The sequence below is a fragment of the Mycolicibacter kumamotonensis genome, from assembly GCF_002086285.1.
Classification (GTDB): domain Bacteria; phylum Actinomycetota; class Actinomycetes; order Mycobacteriales; family Mycobacteriaceae; genus Mycobacterium; species Mycobacterium kumamotonense.
Map to the genome: position 1 here is coordinate 1 of NZ_MVHU01000093.1, position 1,477 is coordinate 1,477.

The 1,477-nt window shown below is 64.3% G+C and carries 1 protein-coding gene and 1 pseudogene; one reads left to right on the forward strand and one right to left on the reverse strand.

Annotation, left to right across the window (positions count from 1 at the left end; translation table 11 throughout):
• Positions 1-249 precede the first annotated feature (249 nt).
• Positions 250-621: pseudogene (locus BST28_RS22875) on the reverse strand (GtrA family protein).
• 54 nt (positions 622-675) lie between these two features.
• Here BST28_RS22875 and BST28_RS23585 point away from each other — a divergent pair.
• On the forward strand, positions 676-1,005 hold the full coding sequence (locus tag BST28_RS23585; RefSeq protein ID WP_109560778.1) for a hypothetical protein: 330 nt from the start codon (positions 676-678) through the stop codon (positions 1,003-1,005).
• The last annotated feature ends 472 nt before the right edge of the window (positions 1,006-1,477 follow it).

Here is a 1,477-nt window from a genome sequence, read left to right on the forward strand (position 1 = left end):
GGGGGGCGGGGGGCGCGGGGGGGGCCCCGGCCCCCGGGGGGTGGGTCTTCAAATACCCGCCCCCCCCCCCCCCCCCCCCCCCCCCCCGGGGCCCCCCCCCCCCCCGGCCCCGCGACGGCTTTCAGCCCGTTGACACGGCAGCCACCGGGCGGGCGATATCGAGAACTGACCGGTGGGGGAATACCGGACGGGGAGGGCTGGATAGAGCGGCCCGCCCAACGCGATTGCAGTCGGTAGATGCGCCGAAGCTCAGCGGGTCCGGAAGATCAGCGTCCGCTGCACCACGAAGTTGATGACGGTCGCGGTGCCCTGCGCGGCCACGAAAGCCACCGGCAGCCCCCAGCGCTGATGGTCCAGCAGGTCCAGCACCAGGTGGTTGATGCCCACCTGCACAGCGAAGGTCAACGGTACAACGCCATTACCGCGACGAACCGCCCGGTGTGCGGGGATGCCCTGGAACGTTCCAGCGCCGTTTAATCAGGTACGCGGTCACCGTGCCGGCGACAAAACTGCACGCTTTGGCCAGGTCGACTTTGATTCCGGCGCCCAGGTAAAGCAGCAGGTACAGCCCGACAGCGCGCCGGTGACCAGGAAGCGCCACACCTGTGTGGACAGGTGCAGGGGACTTTGCTTCGTCTCGGTCACCCGGAAAGCTTAAGTCCTAGGCTGAAAACCATGCCGATGGCCGCCGCGCTGGGAGGCGCCGACGCGATGGTCGAGTGGCGCTGGGTCGACCAGCAGTTCTCGATCTACGGCGATGCGCTGGCGTTCACGCGGACTCCAGTGCCGGCCCCCGCAGACGCCTCACGGTTGACTCGCCGGCCAGAACCTTGCCGAACGGTCCCGTGCACAGCTGCGGCGCGACCGGCTGCGTCGGAGGTTGCGGAGCTGGAGAAGGCGCACCGCAAATTCCTCCAGTCACTTGACAGTGGTCATCAATACCCCACCGATGCGGTCGCGAACACCGGCGTAGAGGGTACTTTTTCGCGCACAGCTGCGGCGTGACCACTGGTCGTATCCTGTGAGTCAGCAAATAACTGCTAGTGCAGGTACGTAATCAGCCTTTGGTTATCAGGTTCTCCAAACCGGCACCGCTGCTGCAGACTTCGAAGGGTTGGCGGGGCAAGCGGCCGACTGAATACGTCGCTGACCGGCACGATCAGGGCAGCTCAGGACATTCGAAAAAAAATTCGGATAAGGCTTCCGGTTCGAAACCGGCTCTGGTACCTTAACCGGAGCTAAGTCGTTATATGTGTCCGTAACTGCCGTCTCAAGGAGAAGTCATGCTGTTCTCGGGAAGATCGAGCACATGGCCGGCCGTGCGATCGGCGCGACGAGCGCGCCGGAAGCACCTTGCTTGGGGTGATCGCAAGGACTTAGGCGTGCATATGAAGCACACTTATCGGGAAGGGTGAAGATGTCGTTTCGACGTTCGAATGATCAGGACGGTCAGTCGCAGAAAGGTCCTGCGGCCCGC

Excerpts from the sequence above, each read along its gene's own strand:
- BST28_RS23585 (WP_109560778.1), top strand. The coding sequence starts at position 676 with ATGCCGATGGCCGCCGCGCTGGGAGGCGCCGACGCGATGGTCGAGTGG.